Annotated in this window: 24 protein-coding genes; 21 read left to right on the top strand and 3 right to left on the bottom strand. The window is 68.5% G+C overall.

Annotation, left to right across the window (positions count from 1 at the left end):
- The first annotated feature begins 50 nt into the window (after positions 1 to 50).
- The 3 genes from AC3A3J_RS11645 (at position 51) to AC3A3J_RS11635 (ending at position 1898) form a co-directional block, all read left to right on the top strand.
- Positions 51 to 653: a histidine phosphatase family protein gene (locus AC3A3J_RS11645; RefSeq protein ID WP_487672426.1), complete on the top strand. Its 603-nt coding sequence runs from the start codon at positions 51 to 53 to the stop codon at positions 651 to 653.
- Between the two features lie 70 nt (positions 654 to 723).
- Positions 724 to 1464 carry a 4-hydroxy-tetrahydrodipicolinate reductase gene (gene dapB / locus AC3A3J_RS11640; protein WP_487672425.1) on the top strand — a complete coding sequence of 247 codons (741 nt, stop codon included), beginning with the start codon at positions 724 to 726 and terminating at the stop codon, positions 1462 to 1464.
- Positions 1461 to 1898 carry a hypothetical protein gene (locus tag AC3A3J_RS11635; RefSeq protein WP_487672424.1) on the top strand — a complete coding sequence of 146 codons (438 nt, stop codon included), beginning with the start codon at positions 1461 to 1463 and terminating at the stop codon, positions 1896 to 1898. The genes dapB and AC3A3J_RS11635 overlap by 4 nt, the downstream gene beginning before the upstream one ends.
- Before the next feature lie 8 nt (positions 1899 to 1906).
- Here the strand turns inward: AC3A3J_RS11635 and AC3A3J_RS11630 are convergent, their stop codons facing one another.
- A complete protein-coding gene (locus AC3A3J_RS11630; RefSeq protein WP_487672423.1) occupies positions 1907 to 2332 on the bottom strand; it encodes an OsmC family peroxiredoxin in 426 nt (141 codons plus the stop codon).
- A gap of 133 nt (positions 2333 to 2465) precedes the next feature.
- On the opposite strand from AC3A3J_RS11630, the gene AC3A3J_RS11625 reads away from it, so the two are divergent.
- The 3 genes from AC3A3J_RS11625 to AC3A3J_RS11615 are packed head-to-tail and all read left to right on the top strand — an operon-like array spanning position 2466 to position 4512.
- A complete protein-coding gene (locus AC3A3J_RS11625) occupies positions 2466 to 3275 on the top strand; it encodes a thymidylate synthase (protein WP_487672422.1) in 810 nt (269 codons plus the stop codon).
- Positions 3272 to 3751, top strand: coding sequence for a dihydrofolate reductase (locus AC3A3J_RS11620; RefSeq protein WP_487672421.1), 480 nt, complete (start codon positions 3272 to 3274; stop codon positions 3749 to 3751). Before AC3A3J_RS11625 ends, AC3A3J_RS11620 begins: the two co-directional genes overlap by 4 nt.
- Entirely contained in the window at positions 3751 to 4512 is a 762-nt protein-coding gene (locus AC3A3J_RS11615) for an SDR family NAD(P)-dependent oxidoreductase (protein ID WP_487672420.1), read from the top strand. Before AC3A3J_RS11620 ends, AC3A3J_RS11615 begins: the two co-directional genes overlap by 1 nt.
- A gap of 3 nt (positions 4513 to 4515) precedes the next feature.
- Here AC3A3J_RS11615 and AC3A3J_RS11610 read toward each other — a convergent pair whose 3' ends face one another.
- Positions 4516 to 5064, bottom strand: a complete 549-nt coding sequence (locus AC3A3J_RS11610; RefSeq protein WP_487672419.1) for an NUDIX domain-containing protein — start codon at positions 5062 to 5064, stop codon at positions 4516 to 4518.
- 40 nt (positions 5065 to 5104) lie between these two features.
- Here AC3A3J_RS11610 and AC3A3J_RS11605 point away from each other — a divergent pair, with 40 nt between their 5' ends.
- From AC3A3J_RS11605 to dapF, 14 genes are all read left to right on the top strand, one after another.
- Positions 5105 to 5473 (top strand): EF-Tu/IF-2/RF-3 family GTPase, encoded by a 369-nt coding sequence (locus tag AC3A3J_RS11605; protein ID WP_487672418.1) that lies wholly within the window; start codon positions 5105 to 5107, stop codon positions 5471 to 5473.
- Positions 5474 to 5501: 28 nt separating this feature from the next.
- Positions 5502 to 6479 carry a 4-hydroxy-tetrahydrodipicolinate synthase gene (gene dapA, locus AC3A3J_RS11600; protein WP_487672417.1) on the top strand — a complete coding sequence of 326 codons (978 nt, stop codon included), beginning with the start codon at positions 5502 to 5504 and terminating at the stop codon, positions 6477 to 6479.
- A gap of 53 nt (positions 6480 to 6532) precedes the next feature.
- Complete coding sequence (locus AC3A3J_RS11595; protein WP_487672416.1) at positions 6533 to 8209, top strand: ribonuclease J; 1677 nt, start codon at positions 6533 to 6535, stop codon at positions 8207 to 8209.
- A gap of 66 nt (positions 8210 to 8275) precedes the next feature.
- Positions 8276 to 11026 carry a DNA translocase FtsK gene (locus AC3A3J_RS11590; protein WP_487672415.1) on the top strand — a complete coding sequence of 917 codons (2751 nt, stop codon included), beginning with the start codon at positions 8276 to 8278 and terminating at the stop codon, positions 11024 to 11026.
- Positions 11026 to 11598 (top strand): CDP-diacylglycerol--glycerol-3-phosphate 3-phosphatidyltransferase, encoded by a 573-nt coding sequence (gene pgsA, locus AC3A3J_RS11585; protein WP_487672414.1) that lies wholly within the window; start codon positions 11026 to 11028, stop codon positions 11596 to 11598. Before AC3A3J_RS11590 ends, pgsA begins: the two co-directional genes overlap by 1 nt.
- 2 nt (positions 11599 to 11600) lie before the next feature.
- Positions 11601 to 12083 (top strand): CinA family protein, encoded by a 483-nt coding sequence (locus AC3A3J_RS11580; RefSeq protein ID WP_487672413.1) that lies wholly within the window; start codon positions 11601 to 11603, stop codon positions 12081 to 12083.
- Positions 12084 to 12224: 141 nt separating this feature from the next.
- Positions 12225 to 12533: a helix-turn-helix domain-containing protein gene (locus AC3A3J_RS11575; protein WP_314646997.1), complete on the top strand. Its 309-nt coding sequence runs from the start codon at positions 12225 to 12227 to the stop codon at positions 12531 to 12533.
- 18 nt (positions 12534 to 12551) lie between these two features.
- Positions 12552 to 12776, top strand: coding sequence for a DUF3046 domain-containing protein (locus AC3A3J_RS11570; protein ID WP_487672412.1), 225 nt, complete (start codon positions 12552 to 12554; stop codon positions 12774 to 12776).
- Positions 12777 to 13034: 258 nt separating this feature from the next.
- A complete protein-coding gene (gene recA, locus AC3A3J_RS11565; protein WP_314647001.1) occupies positions 13035 to 14084 on the top strand; it encodes a recombinase RecA in 1050 nt (349 codons plus the stop codon).
- A gap of 11 nt (positions 14085 to 14095) precedes the next feature.
- The gene (locus AC3A3J_RS11560) at positions 14096 to 15010 is read left to right on the top strand and encodes a regulatory protein RecX (protein WP_487672411.1); all 915 of its coding nucleotides are present in this window, start codon (positions 14096 to 14098) and stop codon (positions 15008 to 15010) included.
- Between the two features lie 147 nt (positions 15011 to 15157).
- The gene (gene miaB, locus AC3A3J_RS11555) at positions 15158 to 16705 is read left to right on the top strand and encodes a tRNA (N6-isopentenyl adenosine(37)-C2)-methylthiotransferase MiaB (RefSeq protein ID WP_487672410.1); all 1548 of its coding nucleotides are present in this window, start codon (positions 15158 to 15160) and stop codon (positions 16703 to 16705) included.
- The gene (gene miaA / locus AC3A3J_RS11550; protein ID WP_487672409.1) at positions 16702 to 17634 is read left to right on the top strand and encodes a tRNA (adenosine(37)-N6)-dimethylallyltransferase MiaA; all 933 of its coding nucleotides are present in this window, start codon (positions 16702 to 16704) and stop codon (positions 17632 to 17634) included. The genes miaB and miaA overlap by 4 nt, the downstream gene beginning before the upstream one ends.
- 62 nt (positions 17635 to 17696) lie before the next feature.
- Complete coding sequence (locus AC3A3J_RS11545; RefSeq protein ID WP_487672408.1) at positions 17697 to 18254, top strand: dihydrofolate reductase family protein; 558 nt, start codon at positions 17697 to 17699, stop codon at positions 18252 to 18254.
- A gap of 9 nt (positions 18255 to 18263) precedes the next feature.
- Positions 18264 to 19136 carry a diaminopimelate epimerase gene (dapF, locus tag AC3A3J_RS11540; RefSeq protein ID WP_487672407.1) on the top strand — a complete coding sequence of 291 codons (873 nt, stop codon included), beginning with the start codon at positions 18264 to 18266 and terminating at the stop codon, positions 19134 to 19136.
- Between the two features lie 57 nt (positions 19137 to 19193).
- On the opposite strand, the gene AC3A3J_RS11535 is transcribed toward dapF, so the two are convergent.
- Positions 19194 to 19835 (bottom strand): class I SAM-dependent methyltransferase, encoded by a 642-nt coding sequence (locus AC3A3J_RS11535; RefSeq protein WP_487672406.1) that lies wholly within the window; start codon positions 19833 to 19835, stop codon positions 19194 to 19196.
- Between the two features lie 67 nt (positions 19836 to 19902).
- Here AC3A3J_RS11535 and hflX point away from each other — a divergent pair, with 67 nt between their 5' ends.
- A complete protein-coding gene (gene hflX / locus AC3A3J_RS11530; protein ID WP_487672405.1) occupies positions 19903 to 21408 on the top strand; it encodes a GTPase HflX in 1506 nt (501 codons plus the stop codon).
- Positions 21409 to 21426 lie beyond the last annotated feature (18 nt).

Here is a 21426-nt window from a genome sequence, read left to right as displayed (position 1 = left end):
CATAGGCTGGAGGAAAGTCCGGCAGACGCTGGCAGCGAAGCGAGCGGGTTGTGACGCATTACATCTATCTGGTTCGACACGGTGAGCATCAGGATGCCGAGCACGGTCTCACCGACGGTCCTCTGTCGCCGCGGGGTCAGCGGCAGGCCGAGCTGATCGCCGACCGCCTCGGCGGGCTGCCCCTCGACGCCGTGTGGCATTCGCCGCTCCTGCGGGCGGCCGAGACGGCGCGCGCCATCGCGGCCCGCTTGCCATCGGTCGACCCCAAGCCGACTCCGCTGCTCTTCGACTGCGTCCCCACCGGGATGACGGAAGAGACCCCCGCGGTGTTCGAGCCGTTCTTCGGCTCGGTGACCGACGCCGAGGTCGAGGCCGGCGGCGCCCAGATGTCCGACGCCGTCAACGAGTTCCTCGTGCGCAAGACCGGCGAGGTGCACGAGGTGCTCATCACCCACAACTTCGTGATCTCGTGGTTCGTGCGCGAGGTGCTGGGTGCTCCGGAGTGGCGGTGGATGACGCTCAACCAGGCGCACTGCGCGCTGACGGTCATCGCGCAGAAGCAGGGCCGCCCGTGGACGCTGCTCACGCACAACGACACCGGCCACCTGCCCGTCGAACTGCGCACGGGGATGCCCGACCCCATCCCGGTCTGATCGAGACGCGTCTCCGTCGGCGCCCGCGTGCCCCGAGGCCGCCCATCGGTGCGCTCCCTAGACTGGGAGCATGACCACGCAGGTTGCACTCGTCGGCGGCACGGGCCGGCTCGGATCGATCATCCGTGCGGTGGTCGACGAGATGGACGGTTTCGAGGTCAGCAGAGTGCTCACCTCGTCGAGCAGCCTGTCGGAGCTCGACGGTGCCGATCTGGTGATCGATGCCTCGACCCCACAGGTGAGCATCGATGTGGTGCGTGCGGCGGTCGAACGCGGCATCAACGTGCTCGTCGCCACGTCGGGCTGGTCGGCCGAGCGCATCGCGCTCGTGCGCGCGCTCGTCGACGACGCCGAGACGGGTGCCGTCTTCATCCCCAATTTCTCGCTGGGTTCCGTGCTCGGCTCCGCCCTGGCCGCCGCAGCCGCCCCGTTCTTCGGATCGGTCGAGATCGTCGAGGCCCACCGCGACACGAAGGTCGACTCGCCGAGCGGCACCGCGGTGCGCACCGCCGAGCTCATTGCCGCCGCGCGTTCCGACCAGGGCCCGGTGAGCGCACCGCACGCCGATCAGCGCGCCCGCGGCCAGCAGGTCGGCAGCGTTCCCATCCATTCTCTGCGGCGTCCGGGTGTCGTCGCGAAGCAGGAGGTCGTCCTGTCGGGTCCGGGCGAGTCGCTGACCCTCACGCACGACACGGTCGAACCCGCGCTCGCCTATGCCCCTGGCATCCGTCTCGCCGTGCCCTTCGCCCGGGATGCCCGTGGGATCGTGGTGGGGCTCGAGAACATGATCGACATCGGTCTGCGCTCATGACCTCGCGAATCGGCGTCGCCATCATGGCGCTCTGCCTGTTGCTCTACATCGTCGTGGTCGGCCAGCGCGCCGTCCTGATGCTGACGACGGGGGAGCCGATCGCGATCGCGATCGGGGTGGCCCTGATCGTCATGCCGCTGATCGGAGCGTGGGCGCTGGTCCGGGAGATGCAGTTCGGCTTCGCGGCGGATCGGCTGGCCCGAACGCTGGAGTCCGAGGGCCGGATGCCCGAGCCCGAGACCCCGCTCACCCCGAGCGGTCGACTCGCTCGCGAGGACGCAGGCCCGATGGTCGAGCGGTACGCGGCGGAAGCGGCGCAAGCCCCCGACGACTGGCGGTCGTACTTCCGCCTCGGTGTCGTGCAGGACGCGGCAGGGCGCCGCAAAGACGCGCGCGCGAGCATCCGCGAGGCGATCCGCCGGTCCCGCGCGTAAGACCGCGCTCAGGCGAGCGTGGCCTCCAGGGTGATCTCGATCCCGGCGAGGGCCTGAGACACGGGGCATCCGGCCTTCGCCTCGGCGGCGATCTGCTGGAAGGCCTCCGACGACAATCCGGGCACGACCGCGTTGACGTTCAGGTGACTTCCCGTGATTCCCGTTCCCGGCTTGAACGTGACGGATGCTCCGGCGTCGATCCGCTCCGGCGGGGTGCCGTTCTCGCTCAGGGCGTGGGCGAGGGCCATGCTGAAGCACGAGGCGTGAGCGGCGGCGATCAGCTCTTCGGGCGTCGTAGTGGTTTCGCTGCCCTCGCTCCGGGCCTTCCAGTCGATCGGGAAGGTGCCGAGCTTCGACGACGAGAACGCCACGGTTCCGCTTCCGTCGGCGAGCGTTCCGGTCCAGGTGGTGTGGGCTTCGCTGGTGACGGGCATGATTCCTCCGCTTCTCGCGCCACGCGGGTCCGCAGCGTCGCATCGAGGCCAGCCTAGCGAGCGGCTCCGCCGTGCGGAACGGGCCGACGGGGGATCCGTCCGGCGACCGACCGAGGCGGGTATCCTGGCAATCATGAGCGATGTCGTGCCGACGCCCTACGAAGACCTCCTCCGCGACGTGCTCGAGAACGGCACCCGCAAGACCGACCGGACGGGTACGGGGACGACGAGCGTCTTCGGGCGTCAGATCCGCTTCGACCTGTCCCAGGGATTCCCGCTCATCACGACGAAGCGCGTGCACTTCAAGTCGATCGCCTACGAGCTGTTGTGGTTCCTCCGCGGCGACTCGAACGTGCGCTGGCTGCAGGAGAACGGCGTGTCGATCTGGGACGAGTGGGCGGATGACGCCGGCGAGCTGGGTCCGGTGTACGGAGTCCAGTGGCGATCGTGGCCCACGCCGCAGGGCACCAGCATCGACCAGCTGAGCGAGGTGATCGAGCAGATCCGCCGGACGCCCGACTCCCGCCGCCTCATCGTGTCGGCCTGGAACCCCGCCGACATCCCCGACATGGCCCTGGCCCCCTGCCACGCGCTCTTCCAGTTCTACGTCGCCGACGGGCGGCTCTCCTGCCAGCTGTACCAGCGCAGCGCAGACATGTTCCTCGGCGTGCCCTTCAATATCGCCTCCTATGCGTTGCTGACCATGATGATCGCGCAGCAGGTGGGGCTGGAGCCGGGCGACTTCGTCTGGACCGGCGGCGACACGCACATCTACGACAACCACCGCGAGCAGGTCGCGGAGCAGCTGACGCGGGCGCCCTATCCCTACCCGACGCTCCGTTTCGCGCGGAAGCCCGAGTCGATCTTCGATTACCGTTTCGAGGACTTCGTCGTCGACGACTACCAGCACCACGCGCCGATCCGGGCGGCGGTGGCGGTATGACCTGGGTCGGACTCATCTGGGCCGAGGCCGCCGACGGCGTCATCGGCGCCGAGGGCGGCATGCCCTGGCATGTGCCGGAGGATCTGGCGCACTTCAAGGAGATCACCCTCGGTGCTCCCGTGGTGATGGGTCGCAAGACCTGGGACTCGCTGCCCGAGCGGTTCCGCCCGCTCGCCGGGCGCGAGAACATCGTGATCACGCGCCAGCAGGACTGGGCGGCAGAGGGGGCGCGGCGTGCGGCCACCGTGTCCGAGGCCGTGCGCGGCGCGGACCGGGTGTGGATCATCGGCGGCGCGGAGATCTTCCGTCAGGTCATCGGAGACGCCGATCGATTGGAGGTCACCGAACTGGACCTCGAGGTGGAGGGCGGCGACGCCTTCGCGCCGTCGCGCGTCGGATGGCGACTCGTCGACGAGGGGGAGTGGCAGACCTCCCGCACCGGAGTCCGCTTCCGCTTCCTGGGATTCGAGCGCTGATGCCCACCGCACTGATCACCGGCGCCAGTGCCGGCCTGGGCGCGGAGTTCGCTCGTCAGCTGGCGCGACGCCGGGCCGACCTCGTCCTCGTGGCGCGCTCCGCCGACGCGCTCGACCAACTGGCTGCGGAGCTGCGCAGCGAGCACGGCGTGGCCGTGGAAGTCATAGCGTCCGACCTCGCCACCGACGAGGGTGTAGAGCGCGTCGCGTCGCGGCTGCGCGACGCGGGCGATCCGGTCGACCTCCTGATCAACAATGCGGGATTCGGCCTGCCTCTGCAGTTCGCCGACAACGACATCGACGACGAGGTGCGCCATCTGCGCGTGCACGTCGAGGCGTCGATGCGCCTGATGCACGCCGCGCTCCAGGTCATGCGCGGACGCGGGGGACGCATCGTCAACGTCGCTTCGGTCGCGGGCTTCATCTCGCGCTCGACGTACTCGGCGTGCAAGGCGTGGCTCATCGGATTCAGCCGCTGGGCCAACGCCGAGTATGCGGGCGACGGTGTGAGCGTCACAGCGGTGTGCCCGGGGTTCACGCACACGTCGTTCCACGAGCGGATGGGACTCGCTCCCGGCGACGAGGGCGTGCCGCCGATCATGTGGCTCGATGCGCGCGACGTCGTGCGTGAAGGTCTCCGCGACGCGGCCCGGGGGCGTGCGGTATCCGTACCGTCGCTGCGCTACAAGGCGCTCGTCGCGCTCACCCGGGTGCTGCCGCCGTCCGTGACCGCCCGTGTCGCTCGGCGCGGTCGGGTCTGATCGTCAGCGGAACCGTCCGAGACGGATGCCGGCGAGGGCGATCGCGGCGATGGTCTCCCCGTCCGTGATGCGTCCGTCGGCGATCATCGCGAGCACGTCGGCGAACGGCGCCCAGGTCACGGCGGCGATGCCCTCGTCGCGCTGACCCTCGGCCGCGGTCTCGGGATCGGACGCGCGGAGTCCGCGGGCGAGGAAGACGTGCTCCGGAGCATCCGCGATGCCGTTCAGCGCGTTCATGCGCCCGATCGGCATCCAGTCCGCCGCCTCGAAGCCCGTCTCCTCGAGAAGCTCGCGACGCGCCGCGTTCTCGGGATCCTCGCCGTCGCTCCCGCCGGCGGGCACCTCGATCGACGGGCCGGTCGTGTATCGCTCGACGGTGACGAGGCATACGCGATCGGCGTCGTCCACAGCCACCACGAAGACGGCCGGATGCCGCATCGTCACGACGCCGTAGATACCGGGCGCCCCGCCGGGGCCGGTGACCGCATCCTCTCGCACCTCGATCCACGGGTTCGTGTAGACCGTCTGCGAACCGTGCGTCACCCAAGCCATGCGTCCGAGCCTACGACGGCGTGCTGCCTAGGATCGAAGCATGGGATGGCTGTTCGGCAGGAAGAAGGAGCCCGAGAGCGCGGAGGAGATGCTGCGCCGCTACAACGACGAGCAGACCGCTCGACTGTCCGCGGTCGGAGCGGGCGAGCTCACGGTCGACGACGTGTTCTCGATCACCGGACGTGGCACGATCGCGACCGGGAAGGTCACCTTCGGCGTGCTGCGGGTCGGCGATCGCATCAGCATCGTCCGCGACGGCGCGACGGTGTCATCGACAGAGATCGCCGGAATCGAGATGTTCCGCAAACGCGCGACGGAGGCGAGCCCGGGGGCGACGGTCGGCATCCTGCTCCGGCACCGCGTCGACGTCGCGTCGGGCGACGTCATCCGGGCATCCGCATCATCGTGACGCTGCGGCGAGACGATACGCTGGACGCATGACGCACACGGGCAATCCTTTCGGACAGGTTCTCGTCGCGCTCGTCACTCCGATGACGGCCGACGGCGAGGTCGACTGGCCCGCCGTCGAGAAGCACATCGACGATGTCATCACGGCCGGAGCCGACGGCGTCGTCGTCACCGGCACCACGGGCGAGACCTCCACCCTCACCGACCCCGAGAAGCTCAAGCTCGTCGAGGTGGGCAAGTCGGTGTCCGCGGGACGCGCGAAGATCATCACCGGCGGAGGGTCGAACGAGACCGCGCACGCCATCGAGCTGTACAAGGCAAGCGAGAAGGCCGGCGCAGACGGCATCATGATCGTCACGCCGTACTACAACAAGCCGACGCAGGCGGGCATCCTGACCCACTTCCGTCTGGTGGCCGATGCCACCGATCTCCCGGTCATCCTCTACGACATCCCGGGGCGCACCGGCGTCCCCATCAAGTACGAGACGATCCTGCGCCTGGCCAAGCACCCGAACATCCTCGCCGTGAAAGACGCCAAGGGCGACTTCTCCGAGGTGAGCCGCGTGCTCAACCAGACCGACCTGATGTACTTCTCGGGCGACGATGCGAATGTGCTGCCGCACCTCTCGATCGGCGCGTCCGGCTTGATCGGCGTCACCGCGAACATCGCAGCGACCCCGTACCGCACGATCATCGATGCGGTGAACCGCGGCGACCTGGCCACGGCGACCGCCGAGCACCGCCGTCTCGAGCCGCTGGTGCGTGCGGTCATGACGCACGTTCCGGGCACGGTCGCGGCCAAGTACATCCTGCACGGTCTCGGCCGCATCTCCAGCCCCCGCGTGCGCCTGCCGCTGGTCGGCCCGGAGGAGTGGGAAGCCGCCCTCATCGAAGACGAACTCGACCTCGTCACGGGCGTCCCGGGCGCCGATTTCTCGAACTTCCGCCCAGACCGCAACGCGGCCGCGGGCGGTGCCCTGCCCAAGGTGCACGGCACGACGCGCTGAGCCGCGTCGCCACGAACGAACGGACGCGCGGAGTGTCCGACTGAGGAGACAGCATGTCCATTCCCCTGGCAGAACCGACGGCGCTCGAGGAGGGCACGCTGCGGGTCATCCCGATCGGCGGGCTCGGCGAGATCGGTCGCAACATGACCGTGTTCGAATACGCGGGCAAGATCCTGATCATCGACTGCGGTGTGCTCTTCCCGGAGGAGCACCAGCCCGGGGTCGATCTCATCCTCCCCGACTTCGAGCCCATCCGCGATCGACTCGACGACATCGTCGGTGTCGTCCTCACCCACGGACACGAGGACCACATCGGCGCCGTCCCGTACCTGTTGCGTCTCAAGGCCGACATCCCGGTGATCGGCTCCGGGCTCACGCTCGCTCTCGTCGAGGCGAAGCTCAAGGAGCACCGCATCAAGCCCTACACCCTCACGGTGAAGGAGGGGCAGCAGGAGAAGGTCGGCCCCTTCGACCTCGAGTTCGTCGCGGTCAACCACTCGATCCCCGACGCGCTGGCCGTCGCCGTGCGCACGCCCGCAGGTCTGGTGCTCGCCACGGGCGACTTCAAGATGGACCAGCTGCCCCTCGACGGACGCATCACCGACCTCCGCGCGTTCTCGCGGCTCGGAGAAGAGGGCGTCGACCTCTTCCTCGTGGACTCCACGAACGCCGATGTGCCGGGTTTCACCCCGACCGAGCGCTCGATCGGTCCCGTGCTCGACCAGGTGATCGGCCGCGCACCGCGGCGGGTGATCGTCGCCAGCTTCTCGAGCCACGTGCACCGCGTGCAGCAGGTCATCGACGCGGCGCATGTGCACGGCCGCCGCGTGGCCTTCCTCGGCCGCAGCATGGTGCGCAACATGACGATCGCCGAGCAGCTCGGCTACCTCAAGGTGCCCGACGGCGTTCTCATCGACTTCAAGAAGGCCCGTGACCTGCCCGACGAGCAGATCGTCTACATGTCGACCGGTTCGCAGGGCGAGCCGATGGCCGTGCTCAGCCGCATGGCGAACATGGATCACGCGATCGAGGTCAGCGAGGGCGACACCGTCATCCTCGCGTCGAGCCTCATCCCTGGCAACGAGAACGCCGTCTACCGCGTGATCGACGGTCTCACGAAGCTCGGCGCGAACGTCGTGCACAAGGCGAACGCACGGGTCCACGTCTCCGGTCACGCGGCGGCCGGCGAGCTGCTGTACTGCTACAACATCCTGCAGCCCCGGAACGTGCTGCCGGTGCACGGCGAGTACCGCCACCTGATCGCGAACGCCAAGCTCGCTCAGGACACGGGCATTCCGGAGGAGCGCACCATCATCGCCTCCAACGGCACCGTGATCGATCTGAAGGACGGCGACGCGCGCATCGCGGGTCAGCTCGATCTGGGCTTCGTGTACGTCGACGGCTCAACGGTCGGCGAGATCACCGACGCCGACCTCAAGGACCGCCGCATCCTCGGCGAGGAGGGGTTCATCTCGGTCATCGTCGTGGTGGATGCCGCGACCGGGCGGATCATCTCCGGACCGGAGATCCACGCCAGGGGAGTGGCCGAGGACGACTCGGTGTTCGACGACGTCGCCCCGAAGATCGTCGCGGCGCTCAAGGACGCGTCGGGCAACGGCGTGCGCGACACGCACGCGCTGTCGCAGGTCGTTCGACGCACCATCGGCCGCTGGGTGAACCAGAAGCTGCGCCGTCGGCCCATGATCGTGCCGCTGGTGATCGAAGCCTGACCTCCGGATCCCCGGAAAGCCGCGTCGATACGCGGAGATGTCCGACGCCCGGCGTAACGTGAGGGCATGGCCAGGAGCACGACCAAGTCCGAGCGCGCGTCGGAGAGCGCATCGTCACGCCCGAAGCGGCAGACGTCTCCGAAGGCCAAGGCGTCGCCTGCACCGAAGAAGTACATCGACGAGCTCGACAAGCCTCCCGTGGCCGTCCGCGCCTGGAACGGTCTGGCGCATGCCGTCGGAGGCCTGTTCCGCGCATTCGGGCCCGAGACGCTCGACAAAGACGATCGTCGAGACGGGTTCCCCCTGTTCCTGGTGCTGCTCGCGATCGCCGGGGCGGTCAACGAATGGTTCTTCATCGGCAACGAGGTCGCCGCGAACATCAGCGCGTACTCGGTCGGCCTTCTCGTCGGCCGCGTGGCCTTCTTCATGCCCGTGCTGCTCCTGCTGCTCGCGGGGTGGCTCTTCCGCCACCCCTCCTCGGTCCATGACAACGGCAGGATCGGTATCGGGTTCGGACTGTTCGTTCTCGCCGTCGCCGGCATCACCCACGCCGCGGCGGGCACGCCCGGCAACGGGGGAGCGCTCGTCCGTCCGCACCCGAGCCAGGGTCCGCCGGCGGTCAGCGAGGCCGGAGGTCTCGGCGGATGGCTCGTCGGCGAGCCACTCGCCCTCGTCACGCCGATCCTGGCCTACGTGGTGCTCGGGCTGCTGGCGGGGCTGAGCATCCTCATCCTCACCAAAACGCCGCCGAACCGTATCGGTCAGCGACTCGGCGACCTCTACGCGTGGATGTTCGACGCGCAGCGGGCCGAGCCGGCCACGAAGGAACCGTCGATCGACGAGGCCGACAAGACGGACGACGAGAACGTCCTCCCGTGGTGGCGACGCAACAAGACCGGTCGCGAGGAAGACCCCGACGAGGGCACCCTCGGCTCCGACGACATCACGGCCCTGCTCTCGACGACCACCGACGCCACCCCTGCCTACGACCAGGCGGTCGTCGTCGACCACCACCCGTACGACGCGGCCACCGAGGTGCTCTCCGACGTGCGTTCGGTCGCCGATGCGCTGTCCGAGCAGCAGACGACGGCACTGCTCGACGACGATTCCGATACCGGCGAGATGCCCGAGCTGCCCGGACTCGACGGCTTCGGCACCGACGGCCCGGGCGAGCGGGGACTGCAAGCGCCGACGACGCCGTACGTGCTGCCGTCGCCCGGCCTCCTCGCCGACGGCCCGCCCTCCGTCGCGCGATCCGAGGCGAATGACCGCATCGTCGAGCAGATCACCAGCGTGCTGTCGCAGTTCAACGTCGACGCCAAGGTCACCGGGTTCTCGCGCGGACCCACGGTCACGCAGTACGAGGTGGAGGTCGGGCACGGCGTCAAGGTCGAGAAGATCCTTCAGCTGAGCAACAACTTCGCCTACGCCGTCGCCTCGAACGACGTCCGAATCCTCTCGCCGATCCCGGGCAAGAGCGCGATCGGCATCGAGATCCCCAACACCGACCGTGAGACGGTCGCCCTCGGCGACGTGCTGCGTTCGCAGGCCGCGCAGAAGAGCACGCATCCGCTGACGATCGGCGTCGGCAAGGACGTCGGCGGCAACTTCGTCACCGCCAACCTCGCCAAGATGCCGCACCTGCTGGTCGCGGGTTCGACGGGGTCTGGAAAGTCCAGCTTCGTGAACTCGATGATCACCAGCCTGCTCATGCGGGCGCGCCCGGCAGACGTGCGGATGGTGCTGATCGACCCGAAGCGCGTGGAGCTCACCAGCTACGCCGGTGTTCCCCACCTCATCACCCCGATCATCACGAACCCGAAGAAGGCGGCCGAAGCGCTGCAGTGGGTCGTGAAGGAGATGGACATGCGGTACGACGACCTGGCGTCGTTCGGATTCCGCCACATCGACGACTTCAACCGTGCCGTGCGCGCCGGCGAGGTCGACGTGCCCGTGGGCAGCGAGCGGGTGCTCAAGCCCTATCCCTACCTCCTCGTCGTGGTCGATGAGCTCGCCGACCTCATGATGGTCGCCCCGCGCGACGTCGAGGACTCGATCGTGCGCATCACGCAGCTCGCCCGCGCGTCGGGCATCCACCTGGTGCTCGCGACGCAGCGCCCGAGCGTCGATGTGGTCACCGGACTCATCAAGGCCAACGTGCCCTCGCGGCTCGCGTTCGCGGTCACCAGCGTCACCGACAGCCGTGTCATTCTCGACGCCCCAGGCGCCGACAAGCTCATCGGCCAGGGTGACGCCCTCTTCTCGCCGATGGGCTCGTCGAAGCCGTTCCGCTTGCAGGGCGCTTGGGTCGACGAGAAGGAGATCGACGCGGTCGTCAAGCACGTCACCCGGCAGGCCCAGCCCGAATACCGCCCGGACGTGCAGGAGGCTCTGGAGCCGCGCAAGAAGGAGGTCGACGAAGACATCGGCGACGACCTGGAGCTGCTGCTGGCAGCGGCCGAGCTGGTCGTCTCGAGCCAGTTCGGATCGACCTCGATGCTGCAGCGCAAGCTCCGCGTCGGTTTCGCGAAGGCTGGTCGTCTCATGGACCTCCTCGAGTCGCGCGAGATCGTGGGGCCCTCCGAGGGATCGAAGGCGCGCGACGTTCTCGTGACCGTCGAGCAGCTGCCCACGGTGATGGCGAAGCTGCGCGGAGAAGATGTGCCCGCGTCGCCGGCCGCACAGTCTTCGCCCCCGATGAACGCCGGCTCGGTCGCCGGGATGGCGTCCGACCCGATCGAGGCGCAGTTCCAGGGGCTTCCCGAGGTGGAGGCCGACAGCGATGAGGACGCCTGGGGATTGACGGGGCGCGACTGATGGCCATTCCCCGACAGCTGCCGAACGCCATCACGGTCGCCCGCATCCCCCTCGCGGGGGTGTTCTTCGTGCTGTTGCTGCTGGGCGGCGATCACGGAGACGCCGACCTGGCTCTGCGCTGGATCGCCGCGGCGTTGTTCATCGTGGCGATCTCGACCGACTGGGTGGACGGATACCTCGCCCGCCGTTACGACATCGTCAGCGACTTCGGCAAGCTCTGGGACCCGATCGCCGACAAGCTGCTGACCGGCGCGGGCTTCATCGGGCTCGCCATCCTCGGCGAGGTGCCGTGGTGGATCGTGATCGTCATCCTGGTGCGCGAGTGGGGCATCACGGTGCATCGGCTCATGATCGTCAACGAGCACGTCGTGGCCGCCGCGTGGATGGGAAAGCTCAAGACCGCCGTGCAGGCGATGGCGTTGTCGTGGGCATTGCTGCCGCTGCACGTCTGGGTGGGTGAATTGCTGTGGACTGCCGTGACGTTCGTGCTCATGATCGTGGTGCTCCTGCTCACCGTGCTGAGCGGAATCGACTACATCGTGGCCCAGGTTCGCGGGGCGCGGCGGCGTTGACGATGAGCTCGGCGGCCGAGGTGGTTCGCGCGCTGCGCGGACGCGGGTGGACGATCGCTGTCGCCGAGTCGCTCACGGGTGGCGCGTTGTGTGCTGCTCTCGTCTCGGTGCCTGGCGCGTCTCAGGTGCTGCGAGGCGCGATCGTGGCGTACGCCATCCCGGTCAAGCAGTCCGTCCTCGGGGTGGACTCCGCGCTGCTTGCACGCGAGGGGGCCGTGCACCCCGAGGTTGCGCGACAGATGGCCGACGGGGTCCGGACCGCGTTGCAGGTCGACGGCGATGCGGCGACCGTCGGCGTCTCGACCACGGGAATCGCGGGTCCGGATTCCCCCGACGGTCAACCGGTCGGCACCGTTCACATCGGCGTCTCGACATCACGAGGCACGATCGCCCGAGCCTTCCTGTTCGACGGGGATCGTGAGGCGGTGCGGGCGCAGACCGTCGCCGCGGCGCTCGGTTTGCTCGCCGAATGCGTGGGGGAATAGCAGATCTTCGTCGGCGGTTATCACCTACGTGCTCACATTCAAACCACAGAGTGCAAGGGTAGATTCTGTGCAGGACGGCGAGACTATACTGGCCATCTCGACGGGGAAGGCCTCGCGAGATCGATGGGGGAGGAGGTTCCGATGATTCTTGTACGACAGGAGATCGGCGATGTTCTGAGGGACTTCCGTCTTCAGAAGGGTCGCACGCTCCGCCAGGTGGCGAGCAAGGCTTCGGTCGCGCTCGGCTACCTCAGCGAGGTGGAGCGCGGACAGAAAGAGGCGTCGAGCGAGATCCTCGCCTCCGTCGCCGAGGCTCTCGACGTTCCCATCTCCAAGATCATGCGTGAGGTCGGCGACCGAATCTCCGTGCTCGAGGGCATTCAGGTCTTCCCGGATGTCGTCCCCGACGACCTGGTCGCCGAGGTCGAGCCCGAACTCTCGCTGCACTGATCGAACTCGCTCCTCTTCATGCGTCGTAGCGAGTTCCTGCGTGCCGTCGAGCACGAGTTCCCCGGACGCACGTCGTCGCTGCTGAACGACCTCGTTCTGTCACCGCTTTCCGGACGGACGGCGTCCGAGGCCCTCGCTGCTGGTGTCCCGCCCCGCGAGATCTGGTTGGCTCTGTGCGCCGAGATGGATGTGCCCGAAAATCGTCGGCACGGCGCGGGGCGTCTGGAGCCACGCAAGCGCTGAGTCTTCGAGACGTGCGAGCGACGGCCGCGAACTCTCGGCGTGTCGTCGAAGATTCGTTCGAAGCGGGCATAGTCTTCTGCACAGTGGTTCCGAGTTCATCGCTCTCCACCGTTCTAGTCGCCGCCAATCCCAATGTCGGTGGCCCCTCGTACGGTGAAGACATGGCCCCGAGCCATACGCCTTGTCGGAGAGTTTGCTTCCAGCCGGGAGCGCCGCGACAGCCTACAGGCGGCACCACGCGAGCATTAGGAGCACGACATGCCATCTCCCGCAGACCGCGAGAAGTCCCTCGAGACCGCTCTCGCCCAGATCGATCGCCAGTTCGGAAAGGGCTCGGTCATGCGGCTGGGCAGCGACGAGCGTGCACCGGTCGCCGTCATTCCGACCGGCTCCATCGCCCTCGACGTCGCGCTCGGCGTCGGCGGCCTTCCGCGTGGTCGAATCGTCGAGATCTACGGACCCGAGTCGTCGGGTAAGACGACGCTCACCCTCCACGCGATCGCCAACGCGCAGCGCGCCGGCGGAATCGCCGCGTTCATCGATGCGGAGCACGCGCTCGACCCGGACTACGCCGCGAAGCTCGGCGTCGACATCGACGCGCTGCTCGTGTCGCAGCCCGACACCGGGGAGCAGGCACTCGAGATCGCCGACATGCTCGTGCGTTCGGGCGCGATCGATCTGATCGTGATCGACTCGGTCGCCGCGCTGGTTCCGCGCGCCGAGATCGAGGGAGAGATGGGCGACTCCCACGTCGGCCTCCAGGCGCGACTGATGTCGCAGGCTCTGCGCAAGCTGACCGGTGGTCTCAACCAGACCAATACCACGATGATCTTCATCAACCAGCTGCGCGAGAAGATCGGTGTGTTCTTCGGTTCTCCCGAGACCACGGCCGGTGGAAAGGCGCTCAAGTTCTACGCGTCGGTGCGTATCGACATTCGCCGCATCGAGACGCTGAAGGACGGCACGGATGCGGTGGGAAACCGCACTCGCGTGAAGATCGTGAAGAACAAGATGGCGCCGCCGTTCAAGCAGGCCGAGTTCGACATCCTGTACGGGGTCGGCATCTCGCGCGAAGGCAGCCTGATCGACTTCGGAGTCGAGCACGGCATCGTCAAGAAGTCGGGCTCGTGGTACACCTACGACGGCGATCAGCTCGGCCAGGGCAAGGAGAACGCCCGCACCTTCCTGCTGAACAACAAGGATGTCGCGCTCGCGATCGAGACGCAGATCCTTCAGAAGCTCGGCATCGGAGCGAAGGCGCCGGGCGCTGCTCCGGCGGATGAGCTCGCCGAGCGCCGGCCTGCGTGACGATGGATGACATGAGCGGGGGCGATGCGCGCGGGGATTCCGAGCGCATCGCCCCCGTGATCCCGCTGTTCGGACGCTCCGCGGGTGACGGGCGGCGCGGGTCGCGTTCGTCGTCGGTCGCCGGCGGAGTATCGAACACGGGGGAACGCTCGAGATCCGGCGAATCGCCGGCGGCCGCCGAGTCGTCGGCCGCGGATGCGCCGTGGGCGTCGACGTGGCACCCGTCGTCCGGGCCGCGTTCGGATTCCGCCGCGCGGCCGGTGCCTGACTCCACCCCGCGCGAGCGCGTCGGCGCCACGAATGCTCCCAGCGGCCGGCACCCCGCCGGCACCGGTGGCCGCGGGCAGAGGCCCGTCGACGTCCTTCGCGCGCTTCCGTCCTCGGCAGCGGATGTCGACGGCGAGACCGTCGCGGATCCAGATCAGGTCCGCGCGACCGCAGAGGAAGCCCTTCTGCGCAAGCTCCGCGCGCGATCGCTCTCGATCTCAGAGGCGCGACAGGTTCTGCGCTCTCATGATCTCCCTTCCTCGGAGGTCGACGATCTCCTCGACGACTTCCTGCGCCGTCGGTATCTCGACGACGTAGAGCTCGCCCGCTCGCTCGTCGTCTCGGGCGTCGAGCGTCGGAACCAGGGACGGGTGGTGCTGGCTCGCGAACTCGCCAAACGCGGCATCTCGAGAGACATCGTCGATGCGGCACTCAGCGAGGTGCCGGATGATGACGAGGAGCGCGCGCTCGAGTTCGCGCGATCCAAAGCGCGGTCGATGAGTCGGCTCGATCCCGACACCGCGCTCCGCCGACTGATGGGCCAGCTGGCGCGTCGTGGCTACGGCGGGTCCGCCGCGATGTCGGCCGCGAAGACCGCGCTCCGCGAGGTGTCGTCATCGACGCGCCCGTCGGGGGTGCGCTTCGTCGAGTCCGACTGATCGCTCCCGCCGAGCGAACAGCTGCCGATCGCGCTCCCCGCCGAGCGAACAGCTGCCGATCGCACTCCCCCCGATCGCACCTTGCCGATCGCACGCATCGGTGCCGGGCCGTGAGTCGAACGCGGTCGCTCGTAGAATGGACTCATCATGACTACTCCGCGCAGCGAACCGACGATCATCCGCGCCTCGTCGGCCGCCATCGGTGACGATGGGCGACAGCGATCCTATGAAGTGCGCACCTTCGGGTGCCAGATGAACGTCCACGATTCCGAGCGCCTCTCCGGTTCGCTCGAGAGCGCGGGTTACGTTCGCGCCGAAGCCGGTTCCGAGGCCGACGTCGTGATCATCAACACCTGCGCGGTGCGCGACAACGCGGCCGGCAAGCTCTACGGCACTCTCGGTCAGCTCGCGGCCGTCAAGCGCCGCAAGGACGGCATGCAGATCGCGGTCGGCGGGTGCCTCGCGCAGATGGACAAGCAGGCGGTCATCGACAAGGCGCCCTGGGTCGACGTCGTCTTCGGCACCCACAACATGGGTTCCCTCCCCGGCCTGCTCGAGCGCGCGCGGCACAACGGCGATGCCGAGCTCGAGATTCTCGAATCGCTCGAGGTCTTCCCCTCCACACTGCCGACGAAGCGCGACTCCGCGCACTCGGGGTGGGTCTCGATCTCGGTGGGCTGCAACAACACCTGCACGTTCTGCATCGTCCCGAGTCTGCGGGGCAAGGAGAAGGATCGCCGTCCGGGCGACATCCTCAACGAGATCCGCCTCCTGGTCGAAGACGGAGCCATCGAGGTCACCCTTCTCGGGCAGAACGTGAATTCGTACGGCGTCGAGTTCGGCGACCGTCAGGCGTTCAGCAAGCTCCTCCGCGCGGCAGGCGAGATCGACGGGTTGGAGCGCATCCGCTTTACCAGCCCGCACCCGGCTGCCTTCACCGACGACGTGATCGACGCGATGGCCGAGACTCCGAGCGTGATGCCTCAGCTCCACATGCCTCTCCAGTCGGGCAGCGACCGCATTCTCAAGGCGATGCGCCGCTCGTACCGCAGCGAGAAGTTCCTCGGCATCCTCGACCGGGTGCGGGAACGCATGCCGGACGCCGCCATCACCACCGACATCATCGTCGGATTCCCTGGCGAGACCGACGAGGACTTCGAAGACACGATGCGCGTGGTCGAGCTGTCACGGTTCTCGGGAGCCTTCACCTTCCAGTACTCGATCCGCGAGGGCACGCCGGCGGCCACGATGGAGGATCAGGTCCCCAAGGCCGTGGTGCAGGAGCGGTACGACCGGCTGATCGCTCTGCAGGAGCGCATCTCGCTCGAGGAGAACCAGAAGCAGCTGGGGCGCGAGGTCGAGGTTCTCGTCTCGACCGGCGAGGGCAAGAAGGATGCCGAGACTCACCGGCTGACCGGGCGTGCGCAGGACAACCGACTGGTGCACTTCGAGGTTCCGCCGGGATCGGATCTGCCGCGGCCGGGAGACGTGGTGACCGTGCGGATCACGCACGCCGCGCCGTTCCATCTGCTCGCGGACGATCCCAGCGGGCACCCTCTCCGCATCCGTCGCACGCGTGGCGGAGATGCGTGGGATCGGTCACAGGCCGAGTCCTGCGCGGTTCCGGCCCCGAGCGCTCCGGGCGCTCCGCACGCGGTGTCGCTCGGGCTGCCGACGCTGCGCGTCGGAGTGTGAGCGACCTCGACGCCTCGAGCGGCGGAGCGCCGCGACTCTGGGCGGTGGTCGGAGCGACGGGTACGGGGAAGAGCGATCTCGCTCTGGACCTCGCCGAGCGTCTGCGCGCGGCCGGCAACCCCGCCGAGATCGTCAACGCCGATGCCATGCAGCTCTACCGCGGCATGGACGTCGGCACCGCGAAGCTGTCCCTCGACGAGCGGCGAGGCATCCCGCATCACCTCCTCGACGTCCGCGACGTCGATCAAGAGGCCGCCGTCGCGTGGTATCAGCCCGAGGCACGCGCCGCGGTCCAACGCATCCGTGAACGCGGCGGTGATGCCATCCTCGTCGGCGGCTCCGGCCTGTACGTGTCGAGCGTGATCTTCGACTTCCGCTTCCCTCCGCGCGCGCCGGAGGTGCGTGAACGACTGGAGGCGGAGCTCGCGAGCGACGGGGTGGGCGTCCTCCTCGCGCGTCTTCGCGAGGCGGACCCCGCCTCCGCTGCGCGCATCGATCCTCGCAACACGCGTCGGGTGGTGCGCGCACTGGAGGTCGTCGAGCAGGGCGGCGACAATCACGGCGGGGCTCTGCCGGATGCTCCGACACTCTGGTCGCCGCGGACGCGCATCGTCGGTGTGCACGTCGAGCGCGCCGAGCTCGTCGGGCGCCTCGATGCGCGGGTCGAGAGGATGTGGGCCGCCGGGTTGGTGGCGGAAGTCGAGTATCTCCGGTCGCGAGGGCTCGAACTCGATTCGACGGCCGGTCGTGCCATCGGTTACGCGCAGGCGCTGGCCCAGATCGAGGGGCGCGCGACCGAGGTCGAGGCGATCGCCGAGACCCAGGCTCTGACTCGGCGCTACGCGCGACGACAGGTGTCGTGGTTCAAGAGGTACCCGTCGATCGAGTGGGTCGAGCATCCGATCGACGTCGACGCTCTCCTCGGGTAGCCCGCCGCCGCTGGAGCGCTGTCTCGGCCGCGGGTGTCGGTGGTCACTGGCAGCATGACGGGATGGCGACCCACTACTACACCGCATCGAGCCTCGACGGCTTCATCGCGACTCCGCAGCACTCGCTCGACTGGCTGCTCTCGCAGGACTTCGACGAGAACGGCCCGATGGCGTACACCGGTTTCCTGCAACGAATCGGTGCTCTCGTGATGGGCTCGTCCACCTACGAGTGGCTTCTTCGGGAACAAGGGGAGCAGCCATGGCCGTACTCCGTGCCGACGTGGGTGCTCACGCACCGCGATCTGCCGGTCGTCGAGGGCGCCGACATCCGTTTCGTACACGGCGCGGTCTCCGGCGTGCACCCCGCCCTCGTCGAGGCTGCCGGCGACAGAGACGTGTGGGTGATCGGCGGGGGCGACCTGGCGGGACAGTTCGCGGATGCCGGACTGCTCGACGAGGTGTGGGTCCAGTACGCACCGGTCACGCTCGGTGCGGGCGCACCGCTCCTTCCGCGCCGTCTCGACCTCGAACTCGTGGAGACCGCGCAGAACAGGGCGTTCGTGTGTGCGCGCTATCGAGTGGCTCGGACGAACGACGGTCGCCCTTCTCCGCTCTCCTAGACTGGGCAGATGGTCGCATTCACCAAGGGGCACGGCACGGGCAACGACTTCGTCATCATCGCCGACCCCGAGGGAGCGATCGACCTGACACCGGAGCAGATCGTCGCTCTGTGCGAACGGCACTTCGGGATCGGGGCGGATGGCGTGCTCCGCGTCGTTCGATCGGCGACCATCGCCGACGGCGCGGCATCGCTCGCCGAGGAACCGGCGGCCGAGTGGTTCATGGACTACCGCAACGCCGACGGGTCTGTCGCGGAGATGTGCGGGAACGGTATCCGGGTGTTCGCCCATTACCTCGTGTGGTCCGGGCTGGCGACGATCGAGCGCGGAACGACCCTCCCGATCGGAACCAGGGCAGGCGTGCGAGACGTCACTCGCAGCGAGAACGGGTACCAGGTCGACCTCGGCCGCTGGCGGCTCGACGGGGGCGATCCCGAGGTGACCGCGAGCGGACTCTCGGTCACCCGGCCGGGGCTGGGCATCGACGTCGGCAACCCGCACGTCGTGGTCGCCGTGGCCTCGGAGGCGGAGCTCTCGGCGCTCGACCTGCAGCGTCAGCCCCTGCTCGAGCCGGCGCCGCCCGCCGGCGCGAACGTCGAGTTCGTCGTCCCTGGGGAGCCGCTGGTGCGCGACGGCATCGGACACGTGCGGATGCGGGTCTTCGAGCGAGGCGTGGGGGAGACCCTCAGCTGCGGCACGGGTGTGGCTGCGACGGCCCTGGCCGTGCGCCACTGGGCGGGTGCCCACGCTCCTGATCACTGGCGGGTGGAGGTGCCGGGAGGCACGCTCGCCGTGCGGATGTTCCCGGCAGAGGACGGCGAGCACGTGGCCCTCGCCGGCCCCGCGCAGCTGTCCTTCCACGGCGAGGTCGAGCTCGTCTGAGGCCCGGCTCACGGCGTCGGCTCGCGACATCGCGAGGTCGGCGCGAGAGCCGCGGGGTCACGGGATGGCGATGGGCGCGGTCGCCGGGGTGCCGTGCTTGCGCACCTTGAGAACGCGGTAGCCCTTGCTCGTCGCTGCCCGGAACACGCTGTAGCCAGGCTGGAAGGTCGAGCCGATCCAGCGCTGCAGCGAATCGGCGCCGAGATTGCGCTGCACGACGAGCCAGGCGTCGCTGCGTTCGTCGAGACGGGGGAGCCAGGTCTCAAGCAGATCGTGAAGCACGCTCTTTCCGACGCGGATCGGCGGATTCGAGCGGATCGTGCGGAAGGAGACCTCGGAGGGAACATCCTCGGGCAGCGATGCGTTGACATTAGTGAGACCGAGGGATGCCGCGTTGCGGCGAACGAGGTCGAGAGCCCGTTCGTTCACGTCCACGGCCCACACGGTGGCGTGGGGCGCGGCGAGAGCCATCGACAGGCTGATGGGTCCCCACCCGCTGCCGATGTCGAGAAGGTTGCCCCCGGGCGGAACCGGCGGAGTGTTCGCGAGAAGAACCGATGTCCCGGCGTCCAGGCGGTCGGGGCTGAAGACGCCACCGGCGGTGGTGAGCTCCAGCTCGCGGCCGGCGAGCGTCACGCGGATCGTTCGCAGGTTCTCAGGACTGGCCGGGGTCGCCGTGAAGTAGTGATCGGACCCCATACGGTGAGCGTACCGGAGAGCGCGGGCTAAGGTTAAGGCGCTAATGACAGCAAGAGATCAGGGACGGATGACGGAAACCACCACTCAGCACGAAGACGGCGACGCACTGGATCGGGTGCTCGCGAACGCCGACAGCCGGTCGGAGGTCAGGGTCTTCGGGGCAGCACAGGCGCTGCAGGACGAGTCGACGGCGGCGCACACGGCGTCGGACGGACAGCAGTGGGACCTGGAGGATCGGCATGCGCTGCGACGCGTGGGCGGCCTCTCCACCGAACTCGAAGACGTCACCGAAGTCGAGTACCGCCAGCTGCGCCTCGAGAACGTCGTGCTGGTGGGCGTATACCCGCAGGGAGCGCAGGAGGAGGCGGAGAACTCTCTCCGCGAACTCGCGGCGCTCGCCGAGACCGCGGGCGCCGTCGTGCTCGACGGTGTGCTGCAGCGCCGCCCGCATCCGGACGCGGCCACCTACCTCGGACGAGGCAAGGCGCAGGAACTGAAGGACATCGTCGCGGCCGTCGGCGCCGACACCGTGATCGCCGACACCGAGCTGGCCCCCAGCCAGCGGCGCGCCCTCGAGGACGTCGTGAAGGTCAAGGTGATCGACCGGACGACGGTGATCCTCGACATCTTCAGCCAGCACGCGAAGAGCCGAGAGGGCAAGGCCCAGGTCGAACTCGCCCAGCTCGAGTACCTCCTGCCGCGACTGCGCGGGTGGGGCGAGTCCATGAGCCGTCAGGCCGGTGGCCAGGTGGGCGCCGGCGGTGCCGGTATGGGCTCACGTGGTCCGGGTGAGACGAAGATCGAACTCGACCGTCGACGCATCCGGACGAAGATGGCGCTGCTGCGTCGTCAGATCCGTGATTTCGGCCCCGCGCGAGAGGCCAAGCGCGCCGAGCGTAAGCGGAACACCATCCCCTCCGTCGCAATCGCCGGGTACACCAACGCCGGCAAGTCGAGCCTGCTGAATGCGCTGACCAGCGCGGGCGTGCTCGTTGAGAACGCGCTCTTCGCCACCCTCGACGCGACGGTTCGACGGTCGGAGACGTCTGACGGCCGTGTCTACACTCTGACCGACACCGTCGGTTTCGTGCGCAATCTGCCGCACCAGCTCGTCGAGGCTTTCCGATCGACGCTCGAAGAGGTCGGTGAGGCCGACGTCGTGCTGCACGTCGTCGACGGCTCGCACCCCGACCCCGCCGGGCAGCTGCAGACGGTGCGCGATGTGATGGGCGACGTCGGCGTGCGCGACATGCCGGAAATCGTCGTTTTCAACAAGGCCGATCTGCTCGACGAAGACGAGCGGATGGTGCTGCGCGGGTTGCAGCCGAAGGCTCACTTCGTGTCGTCCCGGTCGGGCGAGGGGATCGACGAACTTCGCGCCGCGATCGAGGAGGCCCTGCCGAAGCCCGCGGTCGAGGTGCACGCGGTCGTCCCGTACGACCGCGGAGACCTCGTCGCCGCCATTCACGAGACCGGCATGCTGCTCTCGGTCGAGCATCGCGAAGACGGCACGGCCGTGCACGCACGGGTGTCGGAGCGGCTCGCCGCCGACCTCGCTCCGTTCTCCGGCTGAGCGGTCGGGAACGCCCCG

The organism is Microbacterium sp. Soil_N32, from assembly GCF_057655505.1.
The sequence above is the reverse complement of the archived record's forward strand: the minus strand, read 5'-3'. Positions and strand labels throughout refer to the sequence as shown.